This window comes from Baaleninema simplex PCC 7105, assembly GCF_000332355.1.
GTDB classification, from domain to species: domain Bacteria; phylum Cyanobacteriota; class Cyanobacteriia; order Cyanobacteriales; family Geitlerinemataceae; genus Baaleninema; species Baaleninema simplex.
Window position 1 is genome coordinate 3055703 of the sequence record NZ_KB235958.1, and the last position, 20479, is coordinate 3076181.

The following is a 20479-nucleotide window of genomic DNA, read 5'->3' on the forward strand; positions in this document are numbered from 1 at the left end:
CATTTTTTCTTGCCGGATGCACGGGAATTTCCAATTTTACCTCTTTTTCGGGTTCTCGAAGCCACGTCAAGACTCCTCTAAGCCTTACGTCGTAAGCTTTTCACTTCTTTTCAGCAAGCCCCAACTAAGCCCTCGCGATCTCGAAAGAACGCAGCGACACTGCACTGATGCAGGTTCACTCCCTTGTAGTCACGCCACTGGCTCGGCTCACCCTTGGGGGTGCGCAGGCGCACTTTCCCCCCGTCAATACTCATCTCCTTGATGCCGCAATCGGCAATCTCTGGCTCGAAGTCTTGGCGATGGACGAGCCGCTGCTGAGTACTTTTGGAGACGCTCACACCCGTGAGCACACCCAGATCATCGGCTGAATGCTGGTAGGATTCGTTGGCACTCAGGAGCAGACAGCATTTCTCTAAATAGGGACTCCAACGGGTCTGAGCTTTGAGCCCTAAGCGCTGACCTTGCTGCTCGCTGATGCTTAGCCGTCCGACGATGCTGGCGACTGCCCGCTGTCGTCCCCGCGTTGTGCCGCTACTTGTGCGGATAAAAAAAGACCGATTTCTGGCCCGACATGCTCTAGCCAATGCCCACGCACTGCTTTCTCTATCCCTTCCAAGCTCTTGACGGCTTCTGGAGCCGTCTCTTCGTAGAGCAATTCGGCTAACTCCTGAGTGAGTTCTTTGAGGCGGGCTTGCTTAGATGCATCCATGGGTCTGACCGGTTTCGTTATGAACTGCCCAAAGCTTAGCTCTTATGCTGCTCTTTAAGGGTAAGCATTTTTGCTTATTGCATAACTGGGATGCACCCTTTGGCGATATCCTCGACGGCGAGGATGGCTACCATCGGTTTCGGCGACCTCGCAATGATAGTTTCGATCGGCTAAGAGGACGGAATGCACGTCGATATACGGAATCTCGAGCCTCGAACAAAGCTGTGAAATGTCGCGAGTCAGCTCGAAAATTCGCTGGTTTTGGGCGCGATCGATCGCGGGAGGCGGACTGATAAAAAGGGTGGGATAGCGTTGTTTGGCTGCTGTTAAAATCTCGACAGTATTCTCGCGCGATTCGGAGGCGGAAACGCGAGGTTTTCCCGCTTCGATCGCCGTGTCGTTCGTACCGAAAGAAAAAACTACGCGAGCGTCGCTGTGTTGGGGAAGTCGGCGATCGCATTCGTCTCGCCATCGCTGCAAAATATCGCGACTGGTATCTCGGCGAATTCCTAAATTGTATCCGGTTACGTCGTATCCCTGTCGGCAGGCGTCGGCGCACACCCGTCCCACCCATCCCAAACTCTTTTCGTCTCCCGTTCCGAGAACGAAAGAATCGCCAACAAAACCAATTCGGATATCAGAATTCATGGAAAAGTGGGGTTTGACTCGATCGCCCAAACGTAACAATTTCTCTCGATCGGAAACCCGACTCGATATACTGATGGCGCGATCGCGAAGTTCGGGTAACAGTCGTCCGAGCCGTCAAGCAATAAAGTTTATTATATTATTTTCGTTATTTTGTCAAGTCTAATGAGTCGAGCGGCAACAAACCCGCCGCGAAAAACCGGCGATCGCAGTCGGTATAAATGCTGACACCGAGAATTTTAGATTAATTTTATATTAGATTTTGTAATAACCTCGAATTACCTTAATTAAGATGGATTACAAACAAGAGATCGTTACGACGATTCACGATTTCGGCTGCGATCTGGACGCCCTGGAAGCACGAACGCTTCAGTTGAGCGAACAGTTTCCGACGGCCGTTTTGATTCCCGCCCTCTACGAAGAACTCGAACGACCGGCGTTAACGCAAATCCGCGATCGCCTACGCCACTGTCACTTCGTCAAAACCGTAGTCGTTTCCCTCTATGCGAAATCCCTCGAGCAGTATCGAAAAGCCGTCCAATTTTTTAGCGTTTTACCGCAACAAACCCTAGTGATTTGGGAAAACGGCGCGCGCGTGACCTCGATCCTCGAAGCCCTACGCGATCGCGGTTTGGACTTATTAAAATTCAAAGGTAAAGGACAAGCCGTCTGGCTGGGGTTGGGCGTAGCGTCCCTCACCGCCGATGCGATCGCCCTTCACGATGCCGACATCACCACCTACGATCGATCGTATCCCCTCAAACTGCTGTTTCCCCTCCTCGACAAAGAATGCGGCATCGCCTTTAACAAAGCCTATTACGCCAGACTCGGGAACGAAACCCGCAGTCTCAACGGGCGAGTCGCTCGCTTGTTCGTAACGCCGCTGCTGACGGCTCTAACCGAACTCTTCGGCTATCGAGATTACCTGCGTTACCTCAGTGCGTTCCGCTATCCCCTATCTGGCGAATTCGCCCTCACCAGCGATTTAGCCTTGACGACGCGCATTCCCGGTAACTGGGGTCTCGAAATCGGAATGCTGGCGGAAGTGTATCGTAGCGTCGCCCAAAAACGGATTTCTCAAGTCGATTTAGGCATTTTCGACCACAAACACCAATCCCTGGGTCAATCGAGCCAAGAGGGACTGCAAAAAATGTGTCGCGACATTCTAAAATCCGTGTTGCGAACCCTCACCGAAACCGAACAGGTGGTGATTTCAATGGATCACATTCGGGCTTTACGAGTGAAGTTCCGTCGCGAAGCCCAAGACTTTACCCGTCAGTACTTCGTCGATGCAGTGTTCAATAACCTCCCCTACGATCGCCATCGGGAAGAAGTCATCGTCGAAGTGTTCGAGCAGGTTATCTTAGAAGCGGGAGAAGAGTATTTCCTGAACCCCGCAGGCGCTCAAATTCCCGACTGGACGCGAGCTTTAGCGGTAATGCCCGACCTCAGAGAGCAACTGCAAGCGGCCGCCGAAACCGACGCGCGAGAGGCGTTATCTGCGGTGGTTCCCGTCGTACCAGAATTCAACGAAACGCATACCAACGGCTTAGTTCCGACTGCTTGAGCCTCGTATGGCGAGAAATGGCAACCCGGCACTTTCACCGGATTTCAACGTCTGCACTCGTATAAGATCGGTGAAGGCTAACGGCGTGAAACGGGTTCGATTTTTCCAACAAATATGAAACGAAGTGTCGGGTGGTTGCTAGGATTCGCACTAACTCTCCTATTGATGTGGGGATGGGGACATCGCGGCGACAGCCAAACCCCAACCCCCACCCAAATTCTCCTCGACGAGTTATCTGACTGCGAACTGGTCGATCGCATTGAAGACGAACGAATTCTCGAAGTGGAGTTTCCACCAGCTTGTCTCGATGAAAAACTGCGACTGTATAAATTTCTCGACGTTGCCAAGCAGCAAGTTAACGATAACGAAAACGTTCCGCTCGTTATTGAAAACTTACGCTACCAACTCATCGACGAGGGGGTTCGGATTCGAGGTAATCTGGCGATCGACTATCCTGTGGTGGGACTGGTCGATTTTGAGGTGTCTCAGACTGTATTCGCCGATCTTACCCACGGTGCGTTGAATTTACGAGCGGGAGAAACTCAAGTCCGAGTTGACGTTCCGTTTTTTGAAAGTAACGATTTGGGCGGACTCGTCAATCAAATTGTCGATACGCAGCTAACGATTTTCAATCAAAAAAGCTTACAGGATTTTCTCTCAGATACGGGATTAGACGAACAGATCGCCGAGGAAACCGATTTAAGCGTCGAGGCGGTTAATTTTATTGCCAAGGCGATCGAACCGAACGTGAGCGCTCGCATTACGGAAGATTCGGTAATTTTATCGGTTCGGTTTTATCCCGAAGACGAAGAAAATTAAGGGTTGTAGTGGGCGAGGCCCACCTTTCCCCCAATTTCTTGGAATTAAGATTCCTGAAAGCCAATCGACTCGTAAAACATCTTGAAAGGGGTGGTGGGCATTGCCCAACCGACCCAGATTCAAATTGATTTTTTTACTTGGAAAATCGGACAATTACGACGATGCAATCGGCAGTCGTTTGCGAAGTGACTCGCTCCGTTTTTTGGCGACTTTGTTCTTAGAATCGTATTTTAAAACAGCTTCGTAAGCATCTAATGCTTGGGCGTCTAAATTTTTCTTCTCGTAAGCAAACCCTAAATTGTTTAACGCCGTGACGTATTCGGGCTGTAAACTTAAAGCATCTTTATACTGACGAATTGCTAAATCGTACTGTTCTTGTGCGGCGTAAGCGTATCCCAAGGCGTTATACACGAGAGCTTTGTTTTCTTCTTCTTTCAAATCTTTGGATTTTAAAGCTTTTTGAAGCTGAACGACTGCTTGAGAATAGAGTTTTTTATCTAAGAGCAAACCGCCGAGTTCGTAAAAATCTTTGGCCGTGGCATCTTTGCCTCGAACGCGCTTTTGCAGTTGAGACAGGGTCTTTTCGATCCGTCGCGTTCTGACAACTTGACGGACGATAAACCAACCTGAAACCAGTAACAAGACGATCAGTACAGATAAGTATAACAGTGGGAGATTACTGTCCATAGCACCGAAAACGAACGATAAATGTACACTGAGGCTCTACAATCCCCAGATGGCCGCACGTTCTGCCAGCCAACCTTCAGCACGCCAACGGGCGATCGCCGCGTTCACCTGCTGTCGCAACTCATCATACTGCAATCCTTTCGGCATCACGACCCCCAAGGGTTCGGCGGATAGCACTTCCGACAAAAGCCGGTAGTGGGGATAGTTTTGTACCCACCCAGCTAAGACGCTACGATCGCCCGCGAAGGCAGTGGCGCGATCGGCTTCGAGTAAGCGCAACGCTTCTTGGTAACTTTCGACGCCGACGAGTCTGGCGGAGGGAAGATAGTAACGCAAAAGGGGAACCGCACTCGAACCGTGCAACAGAACGATGCGACGATCGCGCAAGTCCGAAAGTTGACGAATTTCTGGGTTTCGGGTGACGATCGCGGTTCCGTCGAGGTAGTAGGGCAAGCTGAAAGAGACCAAACGTTCGCGAGACAAGGTTTGCGTAACTTGGGCGATCGCTAAATCCACTTCGTCTTCTATGACCCAAGCGAGGCGATCGCGATTCGATACGGGAATCAATTCCACGGCGTTGGCGTCGCCGAGAATCTCCTCGGCTAACCGTCTGGCGATGTCGATTTCTAAACCTTGTAGCTGTCCCGTTTCGTCGCGAAACCCCAGCGGGCGCAGGTTGTCTTTAACGGCGATCGCCAGATAGCCGCGATCGCGAATTTCCGACAGCGGTGCCGCTACCGCAGAACGGGCGACAAACGAATGCGCCCCGATCGCGCTCAGTCCGAGAATTAAACCCAGACTGACACCAAGGCGCACTGTTTGACGAAATCGTCTCAAAAGTCGCTGACGCTTCATGTGGTGAAGCCTCTATCGAATGGGCGTAAACCTACGCACCTTTGGCCACTTCGACGACTTTGGCAAATCCCTCGGGATCGAGAACTGCCAATTGTGCCAGCATTTTACGGTTGATTTCCACGTTGGTCGCTTTGAGCTTCCCAGTTAGTTGAGAGTAGCTGATGCCGTTTTGACGGGCTGCGGCGTTGATGCGTGTAATCCACAAGCGGCGGAAATCCCGTTTGCGTCTGCGGCGATCGCGGTAGGCGTTCCGCAGGGCTTTCATCACCTGCTGGTTGGCCGTGCGAAAGTTTCTCGAGTGAGAGCCTCGAAAGCCCTTGGCAAGTTTTAAGATTTTTTTACGGCGTTTTCGGGCGACGTTCCCGCGTTTAACTCGACTCATTGAGGAATTCTCCTATTGGTTTACAAATACGGCAGCATATCGCGCACGTTTTGGGCGTCGCGTTCGTCCACGACGGCTTTGTTGCTCAGGTTGCGTTTGCGTTTGGTGCTTTTGTGTTGGAGCAAGTGATTTTTGAAGGCTTTGCGGCGCATAATTTTTTTGCCGCTACCGGTTGCCTTGAACCGCTTGGCTGCGGCTTTGCGCGTTTTCAGTTTGGGCATGGTCGCATAAATTTTGACACAGCATCCTATCATATCGCGATCGATCTTATCTACGCAATCGATTTGATCGATGAAAACCGTTTCCGAGCGGCCGTTTCCAAACCGACCAACTCTGGTACATTAAAACCAACAGGGAATGGGCGACAGAGCATCATGCAGGTTGAGGCAACGAACCGGCAACTTAACGATCGCACCTAACCCAAATCCCTTACGGTTCCCTGTTCCCTCGACCGAAGGTCGGTCAAATCGTACTGTCAAACCCTACGCAACACCGACGATCGATGATTTTTGACGAAGGCGTCATCAAATATCACTGCGATTGGCAAACCGCCGAACCCTTAGCGGAGAAACTTCTGGCGCCGTTGATGCAGTGGCGCGATCGCCTTTACGAATCGGGACTCATCGGCACTTACGATAACGGAATCGGCTACGGAAACGCCAGTCTCCGCCTCGACGACTCCCTTGAATTCGCCATTTCCGGCACCCAAACCGGCCATCTCCCCCACCTCGACGTGCAGGGATATACCCGCGTCACCGCCTTCGACTTGGAAGCCAATACCCTCGTCTGTCGCGGTCCGATTAAAGCTTCCTCAGAATCCCTCACCCACGCGGCGATTTACCGCAAACGTCCCGAGATTCGCGCGATTCTCCACATCCACCACCCGCAATTCTGGAAATTCCTGCTGTATCGCGTTCCCACTACGCGCCCCGAGGTTCCTTACGGAACGCCAGAGATGGCGAAGGAGATGTTTCGCCTGTTCGACGAGGAAGGGTTAGACGGGGCGAAAATTTTGGTGATGGCGGGTCACGAAGATGGCGTCATCAGCTTCGGACGGGATTTAGACGAAGCGGGTGAGGTGTTGTTGCGCCACTTTCAGGAATTGCATTGATTTTTAAAGCAATGTGGAACAGGCGCGGAGTTCGTCGGGAATTGTCGCACCGTCGGGGAATTCGAGGAGGGTTTCGTAAGCCCCGAGGTAGCCGCTTTCGGCGAAGGACAACAGCATCCGACAGAGTGCAATCCATACCGATCGCTCGAATTCCCAATCTTCGTCTCTCGGGGCGCGATCGGCGATCGATCTCAACGCCCAAAAATAGCTGTTTCGGGTAACTGAACCGCGTTTCTTATACCCAGGAACGTCGTCTTTGTAGACGTACAACACGCTGTCTTTGATGGTAACTCTCATAGATTCAACAGTATTTTCGGATCTGTTCTAGCGTTTCGAGTTTTTCGGAAAAACGCGATTTTCGCTACAGTGAAATAAATTAGAACAGGACGAGAAAAGATTGCTATGGGCGCTGCTTCAATGTATTCCGAGGATCACTACGTCGTCCTCGAAACCAACCAACCCGAACAGATTTTAACGGCTGAGGAACTATTCGCCAAACTGAGGGCGATCGTGGAGAGTCGGGCGATCGAGGAACTCCCCCGAGACTTGCAAAAAATCGACGATCTCGACGATCGCGTGCGTTACCTCATCGCTAACACCTGCGATCTCGATATGAATCCCGGTGAGTTCCTCCAGTGGTACGCGATTCGCCTGGAAAAATAAACCCAGTACCTTGTCGGTGCGTGACGAGTTCTCGGTATAAGGATTCACACCCTATTTGTCAAGTCACGCACCCTACGCTTTGGCGTCGGAAATCAACGCCACGTCGATAAAATCTTCGTCCGGCTGCTGAACTTCCACGCGCACGCCGGGTCCGAAAAAGGTGGTCATATCGTCGCATTTACCCTTCCAGGTTTCGAGAGAAATGCGGGGGGAGTCGAACTCCAGAATTAACGCATACGCCCCATCGACAGCTTCTTCGCGGAGTCCTTCGAGAACGGGGCGTTCTTTGTCGTTGGGGCTGAGTCCCAGGTGTTCCAGGGTTTCGAGGAGATGTGCGCGTTCGGCGTAGCGATAGCGAGTCACGTCGTTGCGGATTTGGTTTTGGGTGTCGGTGGCTTGTTCCTCTCGCAGTTTGAGAACCTCTGGGGGAGTTTCCTGAGTCACGGGAATCGGAGGAAGTTCGGCGGATTTGAGGGCCAAACCGATGAGGAGAATGGGAATTCCGTAGAAGAATCCCGCCAGGTTGAGGGTGGCGTTTCCAGAAAAGTACGCCCCGAAGCCGATGACGGTAATCGCCCCCCCCGCGATGAGGGCGATCGCGGCGAGGGAGGTTTGACGGAGAAACGAGGGAATCATGGGTAAAAAGCCGTAAAAGCGTCGAGTGAACTTCGTTTGCGCGATTGTCGCGTTTTGAGATTGTCGCGCGATCGCCGTCTCCGTTTCAACTCAAGCCAAACTCCTCCTCTCTGTGTCCTCTGTGTCTCCGTGGTGAGAAGTCTTGGACGCGATCGCTTGAAGAATTGTTAAAATAACCGCGAACACCCGTCGCCAAAGGCACGCTAAGCATGGATACGACTGCAATCCGCGCCCAAATCGATCTCATTGAAAGCAAGCGAGACGTTTTACTCGACTTACTCGAACGTCCCGATCTCGGAACGCTTCGCATCGATGTCAATCAAGCGTTGGAAGAGATGGACGAGTTAATCGAAGAGTTCAAACGCACCTTTCCCGATTCTGATTCCGACGGCTGAGGCGAATCGTCAATTCTGAAGCCGCCAGTTCGCGAACTGTCTCCTCATCGCCACCGAATTTCCTAGAAATCGCCCCTTTCGCCTCCTGTCTGTACGTGACAGTTGAAATAGCGTCGGGGGCGATCGTCCGTTTCCATCAGAGATCGCGTTTACTGAACCTATCGAACTCAGGAGTGCTACAGCTGATGGAAACGCTCGCATATTGCTTTACAAGTTTACTGCAATTCTCGAATTCCCCTAGGGACAACGTCAATTCTTCCCAAGATTCTAGCCAGTCGTCTCGCAACGATACATCTGAGATGGACGTGCTAGGACTCGGACTTCTGTAACTCTTTCTTCTGAAATGTTAAAGAACGTTCCGAATTTCTGGAACCGCTCTTTTGCACGCTGTTGTTTACGTTAATACGCTGTTGTATTTGGAGTCACGAACCATGTCTGAGAAAAAAGTTTTTCCCGTCGCCAGTCAACCCCAACGCCAAACTGTCGAACTGGGATATTTTGTCAACGAAGTATTCTGGAACTTGCTGTTTCACCCGCAATGGGAACGAGTTTGTAAAGTGCGATCGAAACGATTGTTCGTCTCAGCTTCCCAAAGCTAAAAATAGTGTTTTTCGTATCATAAATACATCAAAAAGTCAACCCTCTAGCGTTTCGGGATCGATCCCCAACTCTTTCAACTTGGCTGCCAAACGTTCGGCTTTTCGTTCTGCCTCCGTTGCCCGTCGTTCTGCTTCCGTTGCCCGTCGTTCTGCGGTTATCGCCTGTTCTGAGGGCGAGGGAATTAACGCTCCATCGCGAGTCAACCACCGCAACCACAGGCGATCGCACCTTCGATAGCTTCCCCGCCACAGTCCCAAACTTAGCTCGATTTCCGGTATTTCCACCCGTCCCGCCACGAGTTCGACGGGTTCGTAACGTCCGCCTTCGAGCCGAAAAACTCGCAATTCGTCAGTATAGCGACTGAACACCGCGTAATAGGGAACGCGCAAAATTTGCTCGTACACCTGCCATTTCGTGGGCGGTTTTCCCGGTTGCGGCGTGGTTTGTCCCAAATCCTCGTCCTCCGTTCCCGGCGAGAGCAATTCCACCACCACAAACGGATAGGCGGGTTCTTGCCAACAAACGTAACTCAACCGCAAATCTCGTCCGTCGTACAATCGCGGTACCCCCACCGCAGCAAACCAATCCGGGCGTTTGTGCCAAAGCGGATGCGTCACGTCGTAGTAGAGATTTAAATCGCCTCCCGAGAAGATGCGATCGCTTTCCCAGTTCGGCGGTTGAAACGTCGCGTCGAGTAAATGGGGTTGGTCGTAGTGAAACGTATCGGGCAAACCTGGCTCGTCAGGAAACTCGCTAGGCAGATCGTACATCGTCGGGAGCGTTTCCCGTGGCGAACGGGGGGGATCGTATTGAATCATCGAGAAAACTCCGTTGGCACAGCAACATCGAGATGGGGCGATCGCGCTGGGAGGCACTTTGATAAGATTATAAACTTGCAAGAATTTCCGATCGCGATCGCACAGCAAACCACAAAAGCACCAAACTTGAGGGTTGAACTGTTCGTGGCGCGTCGTAAAAAAACTCGAAACTGAATCGAAATTAAATTCCTATGGCTCAGCAGTACCGCATTACTCTGTTACCGGGCGATGGTATCGGCCCTGAAATTATCCCCGTCGCCGTCGATGCGTTGACAGTAGTTGGGAACCAGTTCGGCTTCAAACTAACGTTTCAAGAAGGATTAGTCGGGGGTGCTGCCATCGACGCCACGGGAAACCCGCTTCCCGAAGAAACCCTAGAACTCTGCCGCAACAGTGACTCGGTGCTGCTGGCAGCGATCGGCGGTTACAAATGGGATAACCTGCCTCGCCACCAACGCCCGGAAACGGGATTGTTAGGCTTGCGGGCGGGTTTGGGCTTGTTTGCGAACCTGCGCCCCGCTACGATTCTGCCCCAACTCATCGATGCGTCCACGTTGAAACGGGAAATCGTCGAAGGCGTGGATATTATGGTGGTTCGGGAACTGACGGGAGGCGTGTACTTCGGTCAACCCAAGGGCGTGTTTGAAACCGAGACTGGGGAAAAACGCGGCGTCAACACGATGGCGTATACCGACTCGGAGATCGATCGCATCGGGAAAGTGGCCTTTGAAACCGCTCAGAAACGGGGCGGTAAGCTGTGTTCGGTGGACAAAGCCAACGTTTTGGAAGTGTCGCAACTGTGGCGCGATCGCATCACCGCCATGTCCTCGCAGTATCCCGATGTAGAACTGTCCCATCTCTACGTGGACAACGCCGCGATGCAGTTGGTTCGCGCCCCGAAACAGTTCGATACCATCGTTACGGGGAACCTCTTCGGCGACATTCTCTCCGACGCAGCGGCGATGTTAACCGGAAGTATCGGGATGTTACCCTCGGCGAGTCTGGGTGCAGACGGCCCGGGGGTGTACGAACCCGTTCACGGTTCCGCCCCGGATATTGCGGGGCAGGATAAGGCGAATCCGTTGGCGCAGGTTCTCAGTGCGGCGATGATGTTGCGTTACGATCTCGACCAAGCGCAGGCTGCCGATCGCATCGAGAAAGCCGTTATGACGGTACTCGATCGCGGGTATCGCACTGGGGACATTATGTCTGAGGGGATGAAACTCGTCGGATGTCAGGAAATGTCCGATGCGTTGATGGCGGCGTTGGAAGAGTAGGATTTTCGGCGTTCTCGCCTGAAAAAATACTGACTTCTGGTTACAACCCCGGTTTCTTGGAGAAGCCGGGGTTTTGTCGTGGTTTTTTAAAGATTCTGTGAAGCGATACGAAAGGGGCGATCGGACTTGGGCTGTATTTCTGTCTCCATGAAGTTTTCGCGGAATTTAGGCTTCAAAATTCCAGCGATCGCACCGTTGAATCTTACGTTTTATTTGTTAAAAAATGTAAATTTACGATGCCATTCCCGTAAAAATCGTCATTTTTGACCGAGTTAATTAGGGAGGATAGACTCTTCAGTAAATCCACGGATGTAGCGCGATCGCTTTACCGAAAATTCACAGACAAATCGGGTGCGATCGGCTAATTTGGAATCAACTTGAAGTACATATCGAATCAATATCGGTTCGTCAAACTTAAGTAATTTAACGTAAATAAATACGTAAATAGCATAAGCGATCGCATCTCGTCAATCTCTCATAATCACCATAGCGCGTTCTCTCCAGCCATCAGGAGCATCTAAATCATGAGTTCTTCCATTTTCACCAAATGGTTCCAAACCCGCGTCAAGAAGCAACATAAAGCTGAAGAGAACGCGCAAACCTTTATCCTCGAACCCATCTATACGCCGAGCGGTTTAGTCGATGGTGGAGATGACGGCGATGCGATCGAAGTTTCGCCAATTGACGACCTAGAAGACCTCAGTGAAAATACAGAAGAAGCAGAGGCGATCGATTCAACAGACCCCGAAGAAACTAGCAACACCGAAGACACCAGCGACCCCGAAGAAACTAGCAATACCGAAGATAGCAGCGACACTTTAGACACCACCGACGCCAGCCACATCTCCGACGAAGACATCGGCGAAGACATACCCTTCGTCGGAGACGAGACAGAAAACGAAGACACCCCAGACGTCACCGCTGAAGAACCCGTCGCCGCCGAAACCACCACCGAAGACGAGGTTGAAGACGACGCCACCGAAGAAGTCGTAGCCGAAGAAGAATCGAGCCAAGACGAAACCTCTGAAGAAACCGTCGCCGAAGAATCTGAATCCTCCACAGACGACGAAACATCTGAAGAAACCGTCGCCGAAGAATCTGAATCTTCAGAAGATGATGCGAACGAAGAACCCGTCGCCGAAGAATCAGACACTTCAAAAGATGACAGCGTAGAAAACGAAACCTCCCAAGAACCCGTCGCAGAAGACAACGAAGAAGCAGACGAAGAAGCAGACGAAGAAACCGTCGCAGAAGACGAAGAACTCGACCAAGAAGACGAAGAGATTCTCGACGAAACTCCCAAATACGAGCTTCCCGCCTTCAACTCTGGCGTCTTCACCGTCGGAGAAAGCGGAGAAGTCGGCGTAGACTTCCTCTACGACGGCGGGAAATATCGCGGCGAAGTGGCCATTTTCAGCCTTGCGGGTTTAGACAAACTGGAATTTGAAACCGTCGAAGACTTCATCGCCGAAGCCGCCAATCGAGCCTCCAGCAACTCCGAACTCGGACATATTGTCATCAGCGACCCCAGCGAAGGTGCGCGTTTCAACGGTTCCCTCGAAGGAGGAGAAGACTGGAACTCCGGTAGCTACAAGGGTGTGAAGACCGTCAACATGAAAGCCGGAGAGAAATTCGGCGTCATGTTGGTTCCCAACGGTCGCGTTTCGGAAGTGGCGAACAATCCCGAAATTGGGGGAACCAAACGACCGCTGTTTTCGCTCTCTACCGCCAACCCAGATGACGAGTTCCACATCGGTCAGATTGCAGACGTGACCGGGGATGGAAACACCTTCGTCATGGAAGATATGCGAGCCGATGGAAGTAGCGATAAAGATTACAACGACCTAATTTTCCAAATTCGCGGCGCGAAAGGTCAAGCCACCTACATCGGTAACGTCATCAACAGCAACAACGACTGGCGAACCGAGGACATGGGGAAAGCATTACTGGCCTATTCCGAACCCTACATCACCCCCGACCCGGTTCAAATTGACTTGACCGAAGCAGTTGAAACCGAACTCGATGTCACCGAAGAGGGAGAAGACGCCACCGTTGACGAAACCGCTGAAGAAACCTCGGAGACGACTGCTGAAAATAGCGACGAGTCCGTGGTGACAGAAGAAGAGGTAGACAGCGAAGCAGTTGTTGAGGAAACTGCGGTTGAAGAAACCGAGTCCGAAGCCGAGGTGTCTCGTCCAGTTGTAGACACATCAGAAACCGTTGAGGAAACTGTTTCGGACACTGAAGTTGAAGTAACGGAGACGGTTGAGGAAACGGAAAACTCAACCACCGAACCCGCAGACAACAGCGACACGACGGATGTTGTCGAAGAGTCGGTGACGGAAGTGGAAGCAGTCAACGAGAGCCAGCTAGAAGTCACCGAGACGGTTGACGCGGTTGAAGAGAATCAAGGTAGCAATTCCTCCGAACCTGAGTTTCCGAAGGAAGACCAACCCGATATCGGGGTTATCGATACGGGATTTGCAGCGAACAATCCCGACCTCAACGATGACAACATCACGCAAGGAACAGATGTCGTCGATGGTGATGACAATCCGTTCGTCAGCGAAGGTGAAGGAAACGAACACGGAACCCACATTTTAGGAATTATCGCCGCCGAACAGGATAACGGCGAAGGAATTGACGGAATTAACGACGATGCGCCGATTTGGGTCGGTCGAGCGGTCGGTTCTGGGAAGTGGGCCGAGTCGTTAGTGGAATTTGTAGATCACGCCAAGGAGTCCGATCAGCCGAATGCGGTGGCGAACCTGAGTTTTGATTTAACCCAGGTGGACGCGGACGGAAACGTGACGACTCGCTACGAGTTTACGCCCCAGGAGCGAGAAGCCATTGAATACGCTCGTCAAAACGGCGTGTTGCTGGTGGTGGCGGCGGGGAACAACGCCGATGTGATGTCGGTGTTGGGACAGGCTTCCCAGGAGTTTGACAATATTCTCACCGTGGGAGCCGCCGAACAGTTCGACCCGGATACCTCGGTTTGGAAAGGTGCTGGACGCACGGAATATTCGAGTTACGGTCGTGGTTTGGACGTGATGGCTTATGGGGGAACGCCGGAGAATCCCGAACTGTCGCTGACGGGTGACGGTTTGGGGACGATGGCGGGGTCTTCGGTGGCGACGGCGAAAGTCACGGGAGCAGTGTCTCAAGTTTGGGCGGCGAATCCTGAGTTGAGTTATCGCCAGGTGATTGAGATTGTTAAGGATACCGCGACGGATTTGGGTGCTACGGGTCGCGATTTGGAGACGGGTGCGGGATTGGTGAATATGACGGCGGCGGTGTTGTTGGCGAAGGCGACGAAGCCGGAGGAATACGATCCTGCGGAATTCTTGATTCCAAATACTTGGGGCGGAGAAGGTAAGGTGACAGCCAGCGAGCGAGCGGCGAAGTCGGCTTCGTTTAGTGGCACTGTTGATTCTGGAGCGGATTATGCGACAGTGTATCTAGCTCCGAATCGTGAAGTTTCTCCCAGTGATTCGATCCAAGCCATGAAAGATGCTGGTACACGTAAGGGAGCAACTTTGCAGTTCGACGCATGGGAACACGATACTGTTAGCTCTAAAATTAAGTACTGGTATCGCATTAAAGGAACAAATTACTGGGTTGCTGATACCGCTATCTCGGGTGAGCCAGATGTCGAGAACTTGGGATCGGGTAGTTCCAGTTCTGGAAGTTCGATGAGTTCATCCGGTAATAAATTTGCAACCGCAATCGATCTAGGGACAATTAGTGGTTCACAAAGTGGTAATAGTGGCTGGGTTAGCGATCGCGATACCAAGGATTACTACAAATTCCGGATTGATTCGCGTAAGCGCGTTGAAATCGAACTATATGGAATGTCTGATGATGCTAACCTGAAACTCTATAACTCTAGCTATTCGACAATTGAAGAGTCAGAGAATGGCGGAAGTCGAGACGAACGCATTTCTGAAGTTCTAGAGCCTGGAACGTATTACATCCGAGTCAAACAAGATAATGATGGAGACAATACGAGCTACAGACTGCGGATTAGCGCTGAAAATGTAGCGACCCCGACGAACACGAGCCAGTCTAACTCGGTTCAAATCGGAGGATATATCGTAGAAACGCCGATTTATCCAATCTATCAACAAAATCGCGCCAAGCTAGGAAACCCAACGGCTAATCAGTACAATAGCTCTCGCGGTAGCGTTGTCCAAAAATTCGATCGCGGTCGAGTTGTTTCAAGCCCACAGGGGAACTTTGCCCTCTTCGATAAAATTGCCGATTGGTATGGATTTACTGGCAATATAGTTGGCTTACCCATTGGGGAAGAGTTTATCGATTCCAACGGCTATCGACACCAGCTTTTTGAAAATGGTGGTATCTACTACAATCCTAGTCAGGGTCAGCCTACAGCTTATCAATACGGGACGGCTGCTGACCCAGGGGTGAATCCTTCTTCAGGTAGTTCGCAAACTTCTCAAACTCCTCCTCAAACTCCTGCAACGCCGCCTTCAAATACTCCAAACAACAATTTTTCCGATCGCTTTGCGAATATTGCGGCTAAATATTCTTTCCTGGGAAGTGCCACCAGTGAGTTACAGGATCGGGGTGGATTTATTAATCAATATTTCGAGCATGGTCGCATTGTTTGGAACGGTCAAAAGTTTGTGGTTTATAAATATTCCAGCAATACCAATCAGTCGAGTTCATTGCAGGCACAGGAAGAAGCTCGGCGGAATCCAGTTGAGCCAACTCCAGTAACTGAAAGTGGGAAAGGTTCTTTGATTCGTACTGGAGGTGTTGGAGGTGGAGGACTCTTATATAAACTCAGAGAATTAGAATATCGAAAACAACAGGCCGAACGAGATCACACAATCACTCAAGAAGATATGAAAGCACTAACAGACGAAAATCAATTAATATTTCAAAAACTGCAAAAAATAGAAGAAAACTTTATTTCACGTTGGCTTCATAGAAATAAAATCAAACAATTAAATGAACAAAAATATATCAACGACAGAGAGATTGATAGGCTAAGCAAAATTGTCGATGAAATCGAAAAAGAAAAGCAAGTATTAGAGGAGCAGATACATATATTAAAAGAAAGCAAAAAACATTACCTTGAATTGGATTCCATGAGTTCTGAAGAATGGAATGAACGAACTGGAGATGCTGGTCAATTTGGGGATTATACTGATTACCGTTATTCAGGGGAAGAAAAAGATTGGCTGTCCAAAAAAGGTTGGCTGTACATTAGTGAAGATCAGAAGAAGGTTTATGAAGATATGCTAGATTTCCTGATTCCTAAGCGCCAAGAGAACTCAGGTAACGTAAACGCTGGTTATGCAAAAGACTATGGATATTGGTCAAATTCAAAAATTTTGGGGGGTAACAATTCTCACACTGGCATTGACATCGAGACCAAGCCGGGTGATTTAATTCATTCCCTAACGTATGGATATGTTTCTACAGTGATAGATGCAGGCGCCAACTCAGGACGATGGGTTGCAGTAGACGAGGTAAATTTTGAGGAAAAACAAACAGGACGACGTTGGTGGTATGGCCATTTTGGAGAAGTAAATGTTGAAAAAGGACAAAGGGTTTTCCCTGGTAGTCCCCTTGGCAAAGATATTAAGGATTCCGGAGAAGATTCTCCAAATACACATTTCACACACCATCTCCACCTTGCTGTATTTCCTATCCGACCAAATTCTATCAATGAAAACGGAGAATTACATATCCCGCCAAATTCCGTCAATCAAAAATTTAAAGAAGCCGTTCAGGGCGCTTACGAAATTAGTCTAAATCCTCTTCATGAATACTGGAAATATATGATGTATGAAGCGAGCTTTAGTGCCAAAGGCCCTCTTCTCTAAGTTTGGTGTTACTCTGACAGGAGATGCAGAGGGTACAATCTATAGCAGTACGACTTCGTTTGCGGCTTGTTTTCAGGATAGATCGTTACGGTATGGGGTTTTCAGCCGATCTGTTTCCGCAAACCATTTAGGATTGCTATATCACTTCCATGACGATCGAACCAAAAACCAACAGGCTACCCAGACGATCGATCTGGGTAGCTTTTGCTCGATCGACTCCATCAAAAGATCGATCGACCCTACACCCCTCATAACCTCACCTAACTCGCAACTCTTAAAACAACCCTCAATCCCAAGCCAGCTAACAACCGTTGCAAACGGGTAAACTCAATTTCTCCACTGGCTTGAAGCTGACAGGTCAATCGATCGAAATCGGTTTTAAAACTCGCAGAAAAGCCCTCAAGACCCCCCGCTGCTTCAATGACATTGAGCAGTGCTTTGTGAATCAAGAGAGGATCGCCCTCTTCTAACACAACTTCAAGATACATCACCGCCTCAGATGGCTCTTGAAGAGAAGTCATTAACTCATCGTGGTAACTGATACTTCTAGTCATCATCCCGCTTCCGATAATCTTGTCAATCGTTTTGGAAGTTTTTAAGATGCTGATTCAAAAATGAATCGTAGCACTCGATCGCGGCGAAAGACTCGATGGAGATGTGGCGATCGCGCAGTTGCTCGATCGCCTCCATCAACCCAACGCTCAATAATCCAGACACCCTCAAGCAATTCTTGATATCATATTAATTGAAACACCAAAAATATTGATTCATCCGTTCGAGCCATGAAAACGATTTCTCTATCGGGATATTTTGATGGTGAATCCATTCGTTTAGACGAGCCATACAACCTTCCACCCAACACAAAAGTCATTGTCACCGTGATTCCCGAAGAAACCTCAGAACGCGAATCCCGATCTAACTGGTCGATTCAAGCCCTCAACAATGCTTAGGGTGAGGAAGATGAATATCCCCTAGATGCCATCCAAGTCGCAAATCCCGACGATGAAGGAAGCTTATATTGTCCTCACGCCGATTCCGCAAGCAGCCCTCACCCTCAAAAACCGACCTGTTATCCTTCTGCGGGAATTTCCACCCTACGGGGATTTCTGGGTTTGTGGCGTGAGTACTCAACTACACCAACAAGTTAGCGGCTTTGAGGATGTGGCTATCTAGATTAACGCCATCGGTAGCTTTCCTATCTACCCAGTCGAAGCCAATGTCATAATAAATGTCAGAATAAAACCAACATCGTCCATGAGGTGTACCCATGCAAATCAGTTTAAACCCAGAACAAGAGGCATTCATTCAAACCCAACTTGCTAACGGTCGCTATCGAAGTGTCGAAGACCTTTTTACACAAGCCCTAACCCTGCTTCAGCAGCAACAAGAATACGATCGCTGGCTTAGCAAAACCCAACAAAAGGTTGAAGCGGGAATTGAAGCACTCGATCGCGGCGAAGGACTCGATGGAGATGTGGCGATCGAGCGACTGCGCGATCGCCTTCATCAACCAAATACTCAATAGTCTATGCGACAATACATAATTTCGCCACCCGCCCTTCAAGACTTGCAGGAAATCATCGATTATTTTTCAGACACCAGCGTTGAAGCCGGAGAACAGTTCCTCAGTAAATTTGAAGCTTGGTGTCAAAAGCTACGAAAATTCCCCACGATCGGCAAACGCTATGATGGTCTCTCGATAGGTTTGAGAGGAGTTTTACTGGATGAATATATTTTATTTTACCGAGTTACAAATAATGTGGTTGAAATTGTCCGCATTGTTTATGGAAGACGAGATTTAATGAGGCTATTCGATCGCAAATAGGTTGTTGTGCTGCTTTGGCAGCTAAATGGATGACATTTCTCTAAACAACCGCAAATCCGAATCTCAGCACCCCAGTATCTCCAAAATACCGGGGTGCTAAACCAGAGCAATTTACGACGACAGCGCGATCGCCCTTACATCCCCAAACCCGTCAAAATAGGGAATCGAACCCCACACCACCGATTCCCATGAAACACCTCTCTCTCCAAAACATCCCCACGCAAGGCGTGTCCCACAACCCCAACATCCGCAAACAAGTGATGTTGAAATCGGGAGATCTCCCACACCTGACGAACTTCGCCCAAGCCCGTTTCGCCCCCGGACAAGTGGCCGCCGCCCATTCCCACTCCGATATGTGCGAAGTCTTCTTCGTCGAATCCGGTTCGGGGACAATTCGCATCGACGATACGCCCTATCCCCTCGAACCCGGAACCTGCATCGCCGTAGAAGTGGGAGAAGTCCACGAAATCACCAACACGGGAAACGCAGAACTGGTCTTGACCTATTTCGGTTTGCAAGTCTAGCGACGACTGACATAGGCTTTCCGTAATCGTCCATCAGAAATTACAACGTCCTATGTGGGAGCAAATCGCCGCGCATATTACCGAAGCCACTGGAGAACCGTTTGGTATCTCGACGAACCAATCCGTCGGCGGTGGCTGTATCAGTCAAGGAAGTACCATTTCCGACGGAAAACGCACCTTCTTCGTCAAACTCAACCAAGCCTCCGCTGCGGATATGTTCGCCGCCGAAGCGGTGGGGGTGAAGGAGATGTGGGAAACCCATACGATTCGCGTTCCTAAGCCGATTTGTTGGGGAACGGCGGGAAATTCCGCCTATCTGGTAATGGAATGGCTGGATTTGCGCGGTCGGGGCGGAGGTTCTCAGGTTTGGGAACAAATGGGGCGTCAGTTGGCGCAGATGCACCGTACCGGAACCCGCGATCGCTTCGGTTGGGATCGCAACAACACCATCGGTTCGACGCCCCAGGTGAATACTTGGACGGAGGACTGGGCGGAGTTTTTCGCCGAACACCGCATTCGCTTTCAGTTGCGGTTAGCCGCCCGTAAGGGGATGCGTTTCGACGGTGGGGAGGCGTTGGTGGAGAAGATTCCCCAGTTGTTGGCGGGACATCAGCCGATTCCCTCGATCGTTCACGGGGATTTGTGGGGGGGTAACGCTTCGGTGACGGCGGATGGAGAACCCGTTATTTTCGACCCAGCGACGTACTATGGCGATCGAGAGGTGGATATTGCCATGACGGAGTTGTTTGGCGGCTTCTCGGGGGCGTTTTATCAGGGCTATAACGAGGAGTGGTCGTTAGATGAGGGGTACGATCGCCGCAAAACGCTGTACAACCTCTATCACATCATCAATCACTTCAATTTGTTCGGTAGTGGTTATGCGAGTCAAGCGCAGCGAATGATTCAGCAACTTTTACGCAGTTAGGCGCATGGCTCTCGTCAATGGATGTCCTCAGTTTCTTGGAAACTGGGGATTTTTTTTGAAGGCTTTTTTAAAGATTCTGTGAAGTTACAGAAGCCGTTTGAGTCCGAACTGGATGTATCGCTTTTGATGTGGGGAATTCACGAGATCGTTCTCTCCAATTTTTCGAGGAGCGATCGATAAATT

General features: G+C 50.3%; 26 protein-coding genes. 15 read left to right on the forward strand and 11 right to left on the reverse strand.

Annotated elements, in window-relative coordinates; all coding sequences use genetic code 11:
• Positions 1-167 precede the first annotated feature (167 nt).
• Positions 168-368, forward strand: a complete 201-nt coding sequence (locus GEI7105_RS36090; RefSeq protein WP_017661373.1) for a hypothetical protein — start codon at positions 168-170, stop codon at positions 366-368.
• A gap of 110 nt (positions 369-478) precedes the next feature.
• Here the strand turns inward: GEI7105_RS36090 and GEI7105_RS0115615 are convergent, their stop codons facing one another.
• Together GEI7105_RS0115615 and GEI7105_RS0115620 are read right to left on the reverse strand one after the other, a co-directional pair.
• Positions 479-709 carry a hypothetical protein gene (locus GEI7105_RS0115615; RefSeq protein ID WP_017659457.1) on the reverse strand — a complete coding sequence of 77 codons (231 nt, stop codon included), beginning with the start codon at positions 707-709 and terminating at the stop codon, positions 479-481.
• 54 nt (positions 710-763) lie between these two features.
• Entirely contained in the window at positions 764-1357 is a 594-nt protein-coding gene (locus GEI7105_RS0115620) for a GDSL-type esterase/lipase family protein (RefSeq protein WP_035493183.1), read from the reverse strand.
• A gap of 289 nt (positions 1358-1646) precedes the next feature.
• Between GEI7105_RS0115620 and GEI7105_RS0115625 the strand changes: the two genes are divergently transcribed.
• Entirely contained in the window at positions 1647-2921 is a 1275-nt protein-coding gene (locus tag GEI7105_RS0115625; RefSeq protein ID WP_017661375.1) for a glycosyltransferase family protein, read from the forward strand.
• A 114-nt stretch (positions 2922-3035) separates the two neighbouring features.
• Positions 3036-3740, forward strand: a complete 705-nt coding sequence (locus GEI7105_RS0115630) for a hypothetical protein (RefSeq protein ID WP_144053828.1) — start codon at positions 3036-3038, stop codon at positions 3738-3740.
• Between the two features lie 153 nt (positions 3741-3893).
• Here the strand turns inward: GEI7105_RS0115630 and GEI7105_RS0115635 are convergent, their stop codons facing one another.
• From GEI7105_RS0115635 to rpmI, 4 genes are read right to left on the reverse strand one after another with little or no spacing between them, the layout of a single operon-like run.
• On the reverse strand, positions 3894-4427 hold the full coding sequence (locus GEI7105_RS0115635) for a tetratricopeptide repeat protein (RefSeq protein WP_017661377.1): 534 nt from the start codon (positions 4425-4427) through the stop codon (positions 3894-3896).
• Positions 4428-4463: 36 nt separating this feature from the next.
• Complete coding sequence (locus tag GEI7105_RS0115640) at positions 4464-5282, reverse strand: transporter substrate-binding domain-containing protein (RefSeq protein WP_017661378.1); 819 nt, start codon at positions 5280-5282, stop codon at positions 4464-4466.
• 31 nt (positions 5283-5313) lie between these two features.
• On the reverse strand, positions 5314-5664 hold the full coding sequence (gene rplT, locus GEI7105_RS0115645; RefSeq protein ID WP_017661379.1) for a 50S ribosomal protein L20: 351 nt from the start codon (positions 5662-5664) through the stop codon (positions 5314-5316).
• A 20-nt stretch (positions 5665-5684) separates the two neighbouring features.
• Positions 5685-5885, reverse strand: a complete 201-nt coding sequence (rpmI, locus tag GEI7105_RS0115650; protein WP_026097699.1) for a 50S ribosomal protein L35 — start codon at positions 5883-5885, stop codon at positions 5685-5687.
• A 281-nt stretch (positions 5886-6166) separates the two neighbouring features.
• Here rpmI and GEI7105_RS0115655 point away from each other — a divergent pair, with 281 nt between their 5' ends.
• Positions 6167-6775 carry a class II aldolase/adducin family protein gene (locus GEI7105_RS0115655; protein ID WP_017661381.1) on the forward strand — a complete coding sequence of 203 codons (609 nt, stop codon included), beginning with the start codon at positions 6167-6169 and terminating at the stop codon, positions 6773-6775.
• A 3-nt stretch (positions 6776-6778) separates the two neighbouring features.
• On the opposite strand, the gene GEI7105_RS0115660 is transcribed toward GEI7105_RS0115655, so the two are convergent.
• Entirely contained in the window at positions 6779-7072 is a 294-nt protein-coding gene (locus tag GEI7105_RS0115660; protein WP_017661382.1) for a hypothetical protein, read from the reverse strand.
• A gap of 105 nt (positions 7073-7177) precedes the next feature.
• Here GEI7105_RS0115660 and GEI7105_RS0115665 point away from each other — a divergent pair, with 105 nt between their 5' ends.
• Positions 7178-7438 carry a CRR7 family NDH-1 assembly protein gene (locus GEI7105_RS0115665; RefSeq protein ID WP_026097701.1) on the forward strand — a complete coding sequence of 87 codons (261 nt, stop codon included), beginning with the start codon at positions 7178-7180 and terminating at the stop codon, positions 7436-7438.
• Positions 7439-7510: 72 nt separating this feature from the next.
• On the opposite strand, the gene GEI7105_RS0115670 is transcribed toward GEI7105_RS0115665, so the two are convergent.
• On the reverse strand, positions 7511-8074 hold the full coding sequence (locus GEI7105_RS0115670; protein WP_017661384.1) for a DUF2854 domain-containing protein: 564 nt from the start codon (positions 8072-8074) through the stop codon (positions 7511-7513).
• A gap of 209 nt (positions 8075-8283) precedes the next feature.
• On the opposite strand from GEI7105_RS0115670, the gene GEI7105_RS0115675 reads away from it, so the two are divergent.
• Positions 8284-8469 carry a hypothetical protein gene (locus tag GEI7105_RS0115675; RefSeq protein ID WP_017661385.1) on the forward strand — a complete coding sequence of 62 codons (186 nt, stop codon included), beginning with the start codon at positions 8284-8286 and terminating at the stop codon, positions 8467-8469.
• Positions 8470-8900: 431 nt separating this feature from the next.
• Complete coding sequence (locus GEI7105_RS38535; RefSeq protein WP_017661386.1) at positions 8901-9068, forward strand: hypothetical protein; 168 nt, start codon at positions 8901-8903, stop codon at positions 9066-9068.
• Positions 9069-9104: 36 nt separating this feature from the next.
• Here the strand turns inward: GEI7105_RS38535 and GEI7105_RS0115685 are convergent, their stop codons facing one another.
• Positions 9105-9887 (reverse strand): Uma2 family endonuclease, encoded by a 783-nt coding sequence (locus GEI7105_RS0115685; RefSeq protein WP_026097702.1) that lies wholly within the window; start codon positions 9885-9887, stop codon positions 9105-9107.
• A gap of 191 nt (positions 9888-10078) precedes the next feature.
• Here GEI7105_RS0115685 and leuB point away from each other — a divergent pair, with 191 nt between their 5' ends.
• Together leuB and GEI7105_RS36095 are read left to right on the forward strand one after the other, a co-directional pair.
• Entirely contained in the window at positions 10079-11164 is a 1086-nt protein-coding gene (gene leuB / locus GEI7105_RS0115695) for a 3-isopropylmalate dehydrogenase (RefSeq protein WP_017661389.1), read from the forward strand.
• Positions 11165-11688: 524 nt separating this feature from the next.
• Entirely contained in the window at positions 11689-17022 is a 5334-nt protein-coding gene (locus GEI7105_RS36095) for a S8 family serine peptidase (RefSeq protein WP_017661390.1), read from the forward strand.
• Between the two features lie 260 nt (positions 17023-17282).
• On the opposite strand, the gene GEI7105_RS0115705 is transcribed toward GEI7105_RS36095, so the two are convergent.
• Positions 17283-17543: a hypothetical protein gene (locus tag GEI7105_RS0115705; protein ID WP_245555422.1), complete on the reverse strand. Its 261-nt coding sequence runs from the start codon at positions 17541-17543 to the stop codon at positions 17283-17285.
• Between the two features lie 55 nt (positions 17544-17598).
• Positions 17599-17739, reverse strand: a complete 141-nt coding sequence (locus tag GEI7105_RS38540; protein WP_158413218.1) for a hypothetical protein — start codon at positions 17737-17739, stop codon at positions 17599-17601.
• 65 nt (positions 17740-17804) lie between these two features.
• On the opposite strand from GEI7105_RS38540, the gene GEI7105_RS38545 reads away from it, so the two are divergent.
• The 6 genes from GEI7105_RS38545 (at position 17805) to GEI7105_RS0115740 (ending at position 20296) form a co-directional block, all read left to right on the forward strand.
• Complete coding sequence (locus tag GEI7105_RS38545) at positions 17805-17972, forward strand: hypothetical protein (protein WP_017661393.1); 168 nt, start codon at positions 17805-17807, stop codon at positions 17970-17972.
• Between the two features lie 25 nt (positions 17973-17997).
• Positions 17998-18195, forward strand: a complete 198-nt coding sequence (locus GEI7105_RS37415; protein WP_144053829.1) for a hypothetical protein — start codon at positions 17998-18000, stop codon at positions 18193-18195.
• Positions 18196-18289: 94 nt separating this feature from the next.
• A complete protein-coding gene (locus GEI7105_RS0115725) occupies positions 18290-18547 on the forward strand; it encodes a ribbon-helix-helix domain-containing protein (RefSeq protein ID WP_017661395.1) in 258 nt (85 codons plus the stop codon).
• A 3-nt stretch (positions 18548-18550) separates the two neighbouring features.
• Complete coding sequence (locus GEI7105_RS0115730; RefSeq protein ID WP_017661396.1) at positions 18551-18847, forward strand: type II toxin-antitoxin system RelE/ParE family toxin; 297 nt, start codon at positions 18551-18553, stop codon at positions 18845-18847.
• A gap of 188 nt (positions 18848-19035) precedes the next feature.
• Positions 19036-19371, forward strand: a complete 336-nt coding sequence (locus tag GEI7105_RS0115735) for a cupin domain-containing protein (RefSeq protein WP_017661397.1) — start codon at positions 19036-19038, stop codon at positions 19369-19371.
• Between the two features lie 52 nt (positions 19372-19423).
• Positions 19424-20296 (forward strand): fructosamine kinase family protein, encoded by an 873-nt coding sequence (locus tag GEI7105_RS0115740; protein ID WP_017661398.1) that lies wholly within the window; start codon positions 19424-19426, stop codon positions 20294-20296.
• Positions 20297-20479 lie beyond the last annotated feature (183 nt).

Excerpts from the sequence above, each read along its gene's own strand:
- GEI7105_RS36090 (WP_017661373.1), top strand. The coding sequence starts at position 168 with ATGCAGGTTCACTCCCTTGTAGTCACGCCACTGGCTCGGCTCACCCTT.
- GEI7105_RS0115615 (WP_017659457.1), bottom strand. The coding sequence starts at position 709 with ATGGATGCATCTAAGCAAGCCCGCCTCAAAGAACTCACTCAGGAGTTA.
- GEI7105_RS0115620 (WP_035493183.1), bottom strand. The coding sequence starts at position 1,357 with ATGAATTCTGATATCCGAATTGGTTTTGTTGGCGATTCTTTCGTTCTC.
- GEI7105_RS0115625 (WP_017661375.1), top strand. The coding sequence starts at position 1,647 with ATGGATTACAAACAAGAGATCGTTACGACGATTCACGATTTCGGCTGC.
- GEI7105_RS0115630 (WP_144053828.1), top strand. The coding sequence starts at position 3,036 with ATGAAACGAAGTGTCGGGTGGTTGCTAGGATTCGCACTAACTCTCCTA.
- GEI7105_RS0115635 (WP_017661377.1), bottom strand. The coding sequence starts at position 4,427 with ATGGACAGTAATCTCCCACTGTTATACTTATCTGTACTGATCGTCTTG.
- GEI7105_RS0115640 (WP_017661378.1), bottom strand. The coding sequence starts at position 5,282 with ATGAAGCGTCAGCGACTTTTGAGACGATTTCGTCAAACAGTGCGCCTT.
- rplT (WP_017661379.1), bottom strand. The coding sequence starts at position 5,664 with ATGAGTCGAGTTAAACGCGGGAACGTCGCCCGAAAACGCCGTAAAAAA.
- rpmI (WP_026097699.1), bottom strand. The coding sequence starts at position 5,885 with ATGCCCAAACTGAAAACGCGCAAAGCCGCAGCCAAGCGGTTCAAGGCA.
- GEI7105_RS0115655 (WP_017661381.1), top strand. The coding sequence starts at position 6,167 with ATGATTTTTGACGAAGGCGTCATCAAATATCACTGCGATTGGCAAACC.
- GEI7105_RS0115660 (WP_017661382.1), bottom strand. The coding sequence starts at position 7,072 with ATGAGAGTTACCATCAAAGACAGCGTGTTGTACGTCTACAAAGACGAC.
- GEI7105_RS0115665 (WP_026097701.1), top strand. The coding sequence starts at position 7,178 with ATGGGCGCTGCTTCAATGTATTCCGAGGATCACTACGTCGTCCTCGAA.
- GEI7105_RS0115670 (WP_017661384.1), bottom strand. The coding sequence starts at position 8,074 with ATGATTCCCTCGTTTCTCCGTCAAACCTCCCTCGCCGCGATCGCCCTC.
- GEI7105_RS0115675 (WP_017661385.1), top strand. The coding sequence starts at position 8,284 with ATGGATACGACTGCAATCCGCGCCCAAATCGATCTCATTGAAAGCAAG.
- GEI7105_RS38535 (WP_017661386.1), top strand. The coding sequence starts at position 8,901 with ATGTCTGAGAAAAAAGTTTTTCCCGTCGCCAGTCAACCCCAACGCCAA.
- GEI7105_RS0115685 (WP_026097702.1), bottom strand. The coding sequence starts at position 9,887 with ATGATTCAATACGATCCCCCCCGTTCGCCACGGGAAACGCTCCCGACG.
- leuB (WP_017661389.1), top strand. The coding sequence starts at position 10,079 with ATGGCTCAGCAGTACCGCATTACTCTGTTACCGGGCGATGGTATCGGC.
- GEI7105_RS36095 (WP_017661390.1), top strand. The coding sequence starts at position 11,689 with ATGAGTTCTTCCATTTTCACCAAATGGTTCCAAACCCGCGTCAAGAAG.
- GEI7105_RS0115705 (WP_245555422.1), bottom strand. The coding sequence starts at position 17,543 with ATGACTTCTCTTCAAGAGCCATCTGAGGCGGTGATGTATCTTGAAGTT.
- GEI7105_RS38545 (WP_017661393.1), top strand. The coding sequence starts at position 17,805 with ATGAAAACGATTTCTCTATCGGGATATTTTGATGGTGAATCCATTCGT.
- GEI7105_RS37415 (WP_144053829.1), top strand. The coding sequence starts at position 17,998 with ATGCCATCCAAGTCGCAAATCCCGACGATGAAGGAAGCTTATATTGTC.
- GEI7105_RS0115725 (WP_017661395.1), top strand. The coding sequence starts at position 18,290 with ATGCAAATCAGTTTAAACCCAGAACAAGAGGCATTCATTCAAACCCAA.
- GEI7105_RS0115730 (WP_017661396.1), top strand. The coding sequence starts at position 18,551 with ATGCGACAATACATAATTTCGCCACCCGCCCTTCAAGACTTGCAGGAA.
- GEI7105_RS0115735 (WP_017661397.1), top strand. The coding sequence starts at position 19,036 with ATGAAACACCTCTCTCTCCAAAACATCCCCACGCAAGGCGTGTCCCAC.
- GEI7105_RS0115740 (WP_017661398.1), top strand. The coding sequence starts at position 19,424 with ATGTGGGAGCAAATCGCCGCGCATATTACCGAAGCCACTGGAGAACCG.